3 protein-coding genes are annotated in these 6,302 nt (G+C 52.3%); 2 read left to right on the plus strand and 1 reads right to left on the minus strand.

The features are described 5' to 3' along the window. Positions 1–15: 15 nt before the first annotated feature. Entirely contained in the window at positions 16–3,132 is a 3,117-nt protein-coding gene (lacZ, locus tag AC0YNX_RS25555) for a beta-galactosidase, LacZ type (protein ID WP_475818519.1), read from the plus strand. An 86-nt stretch (positions 3,133–3,218) separates the two neighbouring features. Here the strand turns inward: lacZ and AC0YNX_RS25560 are convergent, their stop codons facing one another. Beyond that, positions 3,219–4,271 (minus strand): efflux RND transporter periplasmic adaptor subunit, encoded by a 1,053-nt coding sequence (locus tag AC0YNX_RS25560; protein ID WP_475818520.1) that lies wholly within the window; start codon positions 4,269–4,271, stop codon positions 3,219–3,221. Between the two features lie 234 nt (positions 4,272–4,505). Here AC0YNX_RS25560 and AC0YNX_RS25565 point away from each other — a divergent pair, with 234 nt between their 5' ends. Next, complete coding sequence (locus AC0YNX_RS25565) at positions 4,506–5,729, plus strand: MFS transporter (protein WP_475818521.1); 1,224 nt, start codon at positions 4,506–4,508, stop codon at positions 5,727–5,729. The last annotated feature ends 573 nt before the right edge of the window (positions 5,730–6,302 follow it).

Here is a 6,302-nt window from a genome sequence, read left to right on the forward strand (position 1 = left end):
GAGAGGTGCTAGGCTTTGAAACAGAAATTTAATTATGTCGCGCCGGCAAACGGCTACCCTGAATGGAATAACAATCCCGAAATATTCGCGCTCAATCGGATGAAGGCACATGCGACGCTGATGCCTTTCAATTCTGTAGAAGAAGCGCTTAATGGCGATCGTGCGGCTTCGAGAAGCTGCTCGTCTTTGAACGGCATGTGGAAATTTGCATTCGCGGAGACACCTTCCGAGCGGATCGTCAATTTCTATGAAGAGAGCTACGACACTTCCGAATGGTCAGAAATTAAAGTGCCTGCGCATTGGCAGCTTCAAGGCTACGACTACCCGCAATATACGAATGTTCGCTATCCGTGGGAAGAGTCCGAACCAGAATTGATGCCTCCTTTTGCACCAACCAAATATAATCCTGTCGGCTCTTATGTCCGCAGCTTCACTGTGCCTGACGATTGGGCGGGACAGCCGGTATTCATCAGCTTCCAAGGGGTTGAGTCGGCATTCTATGTTTGGGTCAACGGTGAACTGGTAGGCTATAGCGAGGATACGTTCACGCCGGCAGAATTCGATCTTACGCCGTATTTGCGCGCTGGCGAGAACAAGCTGGCGGTGGAAGTGTACCGCTGGTGCGATGCGAGCTGGCTCGAGGATCAGGATTTCTGGCGGATGAGCGGGATCTTCCGCGACGTTTACTTGTATACGACGCCGAAGGCGCATATCTATGATTTCTTCGTGCTCACGGAGCTGGATGCGGCTTATCAGGACGCAGAGCTGAAGCTGAAGGCAACCATTACGAACTACTGGGAATCACAGCTTGGCACGGTTACGGTGGAAGCGCAGCTGTATGACAGCGAGCGTAAGCCGGTGCTGACTCAGCCGATTGTGGTGACGACGACTCTCGGCGCTAGCGAAGCGGAAGTGGATATTGATGCCTCTGTGCTTGTTGCCAATCCGCTCAAGTGGAGTGCTGAAGAGCCGAACTTGTATACGCTTGTCATCAGCTTGAAGGACCATGAACAGCAGCTGCTGGAGACGATCAGCTCGCGCGTTGGCTTCCGCAAGTTCGAGATCAAGGACGGTCTCATGCTCATTAACGGGAAGCGGATCGTGTTCAAGGGGACGAACCGTCATGAGTTCTCCTGCCATACAGGACGCGCGCTTGAGCTTGAGGACATGATTACGGACATTAAACTCATGAAGCTCTATAACATTAATTCGGTGCGCACATCTCACTACCCGAACCAGCCGGTATGGTATGAGCTGTGTAACGAGTATGGCTTGTACGTCATCGACGAAACGAATTTGGAGACACACGGCAGCTGGACGTACGACCAGTTGGAGCTTGTGCCGAAGAACGTGCCAGGAAGCAATCCAGCGTGGACAGCGAATGTGCTTGATCGTGCGAATTCGATGATGCAGCGCGATAAGAACCAACCGTCCATCATCATTTGGTCGCTTGGCAACGAGGCGTTCGGCGGCGATAACTTTATTCATATGCATGATTTCCTGCGTGAAGCGGATCCGTCCCGTATTGTTCACTACGAAGGCGTTACGATGTGGAAAGATTCGGCTGCGGCGACCGATATCGAGAGCTATATGTATGCGAAGCCGCACAAGCTGGTGGAGTATGCGCAAGATTTCCGTCCGAAGAAGCCTTACATCCTATGCGAATACTCGCATGCAATGGGCAACTCCTGTGGCGGGCTCCATATCTACACGGAGCTGTTTGACAAGTATCCGGTGCTGCAGGGCGGCTTTATTTGGGACTGGGTCGATCAAGCGATCTGGGTGCAGAATGAAGACGGCAGCGGCGGACACCTGGCTTATGGCGGAGATTTCGGCGAGAAGCCTCACGATGGCAACTTCTGCGGCAATGGGTTGATCTTCGCAGATCGCAGCGTTACACCTAAACTTATTGAAGTGAAGAAGTGTTACCAAAATATAGACGTTGTTGCAGTTAATCTAGCAAAAGGTGTAATTAGCATCCGCAACAAATCGCTATTCACGAATGTGGATCGCTATACGCTGCAATGGTCGGTCGCGGTTGATGGAACTGTTGCGGCTGCCAATACCGGCAGCTTGTCCGTATCTGTGGCGCCTGGAGAGACGCAGGAAGTGGCATTGCCGCTGCCGGCATCGAGTGAAGGTGAAGCAGTGCTGACGATCAGCTTCGTAACGAAAGAAGCATCTGCATGGGCGGAAGCGGGCCATGAAGTGGCGTTCGAGCAGTTCATTCTGCCGGAAGCAGCAGTTGCGGCTGTGAAGCGTAAAGAGAGCGGCGGCGCGGTGCGTGCAGAGGAATCTGCAGCAGCCATTACCGTAAGCGGTGCGGACTTCTCTGCGTCGTTCGACAAGGCGACTGGCAGCCTCGTGTCCTATCAAGTAAGCGGTAATGAGCTGCTGAAAGAAGCGGTTACGCCAAACTTCTGGCGTGCGTACACCGATAACGACCGCGGCAACAAGCATCATGAGCGCTGTGCAACTTGGCGCAGTGCAGGCGAGGAGAAGCTTCTTCGCGAGCTGAGCTGGGATGCGCTGGCTGACCGTGTTATCGTTCAGGCATCTTATGTCCTTCCGACGACTTCAGCATCTCAGTGCACAGTCACGTACACGGTTTCTGGCAGCGGTGCAATAGAAGTTGCGCTCGTGCTCGCACCAGGCGAGAACTTGCCGGAAATTCCGGAAATTGGCATGATGCTGGTCATGGACAGCTCTTATGGCGATTTAGAGTGGTATGGCAAGGGGCCAGAGGAATCGTATTGGGACCGTCAATCCGGTGTGAAACTTGGCTTGTACAAAGGTAAGGTTACAGAGCAATTCGTTCCTTATCTTCGTCCGCAGGAATGCGGCAACAAGATGGCTGTACGCCGCGCTTCCGTTACTGGCGCGAATGGCCAAGGTCTACAAATTACAGGCTCGCCGACTTTCGAGCTGAACGTACTTTCATATACGCCATTTGAACTGGAAGCGCATGATCATGTACATCTGCTGCCTGCCAGCGAGAAGACGGTCGTACGGATCAACTACAGACAGATGGGAGTAGGAGGCGACGATAGCTGGGGCGCATTGCCGCATCCGCAGTATCTGCTGCAGGCGAATCAGACCTATGGATTCTCGTTTACTATTCAAGGCAAATAAGCGACTGCAATGTGAAAAAGCGTCCCAACGGTTTGTTGTATGTGTTCCATACAACAAACCGGCTGGGACGCTTTATTTTAAGTGAATTAGTTATCAATAATGACCTTCTGGCCTTCTGTGATACCTTGAATAACTTCAACTTGATCGTTCGTTTTCAGTCCGACTTCGACATCGACCTCTTTCACCCGGTCGTTCTCGATCGTCTCAATGTAGTTGCGGCCGAACATCGTTTGGAGCGCGGTGCGAGGAATGATGAGCACATTATCGCGCTTCTCGATAAACAGCTTAATATCGGCCATTGTGCCGATCTCGAACAACGGCTTCGGCGCATCAATAGTTATAATGAGCGAACGCGCGTTGCGGCGCTGAATGCTTTCGACATCGCTTTTTGGCGCGGATGCCGGTGTTTGAATGACTTTACCTTTGTAGGTCTTCTTATTGAACGTCACATCGACCTCGAAGCCAACCTTCACTGCGCTGATCTTGCTGATGTCTGTTGCTTCATAGACGAAGTTTATTTTGCTAGGATCGGATATGACCGCCATCACACGCTGTGCTTCGACGGCTTCTCCCGGCTTCATCTCATTGAGATAGGTAATGATGCCGTCAGAAGGGGCTAGCAGCAATGCCTTCGCGTACCGCTTCTCAAGTGATCCGAGCTGAAGCTGTTCCCTCTCGAGATCCAGCTTGGCGAATTGAATTTGCTCCTTGTCCGCGCCGTTCTTCACGGTATCCGAATATTGGAGTGCACGCTGTTCCACTGTAAGCTTCTGCAGCTTAATCTGCAGCGGCAAGTCGCCGGTGTCGATCTCGGCAATTGGATCGCCTTTCTTCACTTTATCGCCTTCTTGGACATGCAGCTTCTTCAATATCCCGCCGGTCTCGCTGAAAGATACATTGTTGTTAACATCAGACGTAGCGGATGCGATCGAAGTCAGATACAGCTCCATGTTGCCGCGCGAAACGACGGCAGTATCATGGACTTCTTCTTTCTTCGAAAGGATGGGCGGCTGGAGCGATTCTTCTTCAGCTGGCAGCAAGGAGCAGCCGCTTAGCAGCGATACCGCAATTGTGCCGGCTAATGTGAGTCGCAGCAAGGAAGTTCGGCTGCTACGGCTTCTGGAACGTTGAGTTTGCACTATGAAATTCTCCCCTTCGTTGGGATTGCATTTGATAGGACAAGAAATGCCATTATGGTAAGAATAACGGTCGTTCATAGGGATGTCAACGTTTTCATTTCCATTAATTAGAACATTATGGAAAGCTTAGCTCTTTAATTGTGCCAACCGAGCATCTGTGCTAAGGTTGCTTTTAGATTCCTTTTTATGGGCAATTCTTTCATTTGTAATTGGTAGGGAAGGTGACGATTAATAATGACTACAGCTTCAGTCCGATCTGCAGCGGCGCAGACTGGAACCATTTATGCGATTCTATTCGCAATCAGTTCGGTGCACTTAATGAATGATACGATGCAGGCGGTCGTCGCGGCGTTGTTTCCTATTTTGCAGAAATCATTATCATTATCGTACGGGCAAATTGGTTGGATTGCTTTTACACTAAATATGACATCTTCGGTGATGCAGCCGCTGGTAGGCTATTTCTCGGATAAGAAGCCGGCGCCATGGATGCTCCCTGTCGGTATGGGGCTCAGCTTAATCGGGATGGCGGGACTCGCATATGCGCCGGGCTTCTGGTTCGTATTGCTGACGGTCGTCTTCGTCGGTCTCGGCTCGGCGATCTTCCATCCGGAGGGTTCGCGCGTTGTTTACTTTGCTGCAGGAGGCCGCCGAGGCTTGGCTCAGTCCATCTATCAGGTAGGCGGCAACGCAGGCAGCTCGCTTGCGCCGCTGATGACGATCTTTATCTTCGTGCCGCTCGGGCAGCCAGGGGCGATCTGGGGCACGCTGCTAGCTGCTAGCGCGATACTTATTCTGCTACGCGTCGTACCTTGGTATCGGGAGCAGCTGGAGCAGCATGGCAAGCCGGTGAAGCGGGCAGCTGCTAAGGCGGGTGCTGTTGCTGCGAACCAGCTCAGTCGCTCCACGGTAACGATGGCGCTCGGCATACTCATTCTGCTCGTGTTCGGAAGATCGTGGTACATGAGCGGCATCTCGACCTTCTATCAATTTTATGCAGAAAATAAATACAGCTTGTCCGTCCGCGAAGCGCAGGTTCCAATCTTCCTGTTCATGGCTGCAGGCGTGCTCGGCACCTTCTTCGGCGGCGTGATGGCAGACCGAATCGGCCGCAAACGGATGATCGTGCTGTCCATTGTGCTCGCTTCGCCATTCGCAATGATTCTACCGCATCTTCCGCTGGCATGGATATATCCGATTGCGTTTATCCTCGGCTTTATCATGCTGTCCGGCTACTCGGTCAGCGTCGTCTACGCGCAGGAGCTGCTCCCGGGCAAGGTCGGTATGGCTTCCGGCCTCATAACCGGCCTCGCCTTCGGCATGGGCGCACTCGGCGCAGTGGTGCTTGGCAAGCTCGCAGAGGTATGGGGGCTCGACCGTATGATGACGACATCGAGCTTCCTGCCGCTTATCGGCCTGCTGGCTATTCTGCTTCCGCCAGATCGCCGGGACGCGGTATGAGTTAGGATAGGTAAGGGCTTGGTGCCGGAGGGGCATTGAGCGCGTGTTATGGTTGCGGTTGAGAGTAGTGATTTGTGCTTGGGAGAAGTTTACTGTGCTTGAGAGAGGTTTATTGTGCTTGAGAGAATGCTATTGTGCTCGTGAGCTGTGTATTTTACCCTTGAGAGAAGTCTATTGGGACTTCTTTCGAGGGCATTTTTATTTTTAAGGCGAGGTTGGGGGGGAGAGGGGACACATATGTGCTCTCGGAATGTGTGAGGAGCCTCGAACCGACGTTGAAGTTAGCTGAGAGAACCTATATGTTCTCTCAGCATAGGGAAAGCCGGTTTTGATGGGCTGAGAGCACATATGTGTGCTCTCGGAGTGCGAATAGTCCCCAAACCGGCGTTGAGGTCAGTTGAGAGAACCAATATGTTCTCTCGGCATAGGAAAAGCCGGTTTTGATGGGCGAGAGCACGTATATGTGCTCTCGGAGTGCGAATAGTCCCCAAACCGGCGTTGAGGTCAGTTGAGAGAACCAATATGTTCTCTCGGCATAGGAAAAGCCGGTTTTGATGGGCGAGAGCACGTATA

It is taken from the genome of Paenibacillus sp. J31R98, from assembly GCF_056269245.1.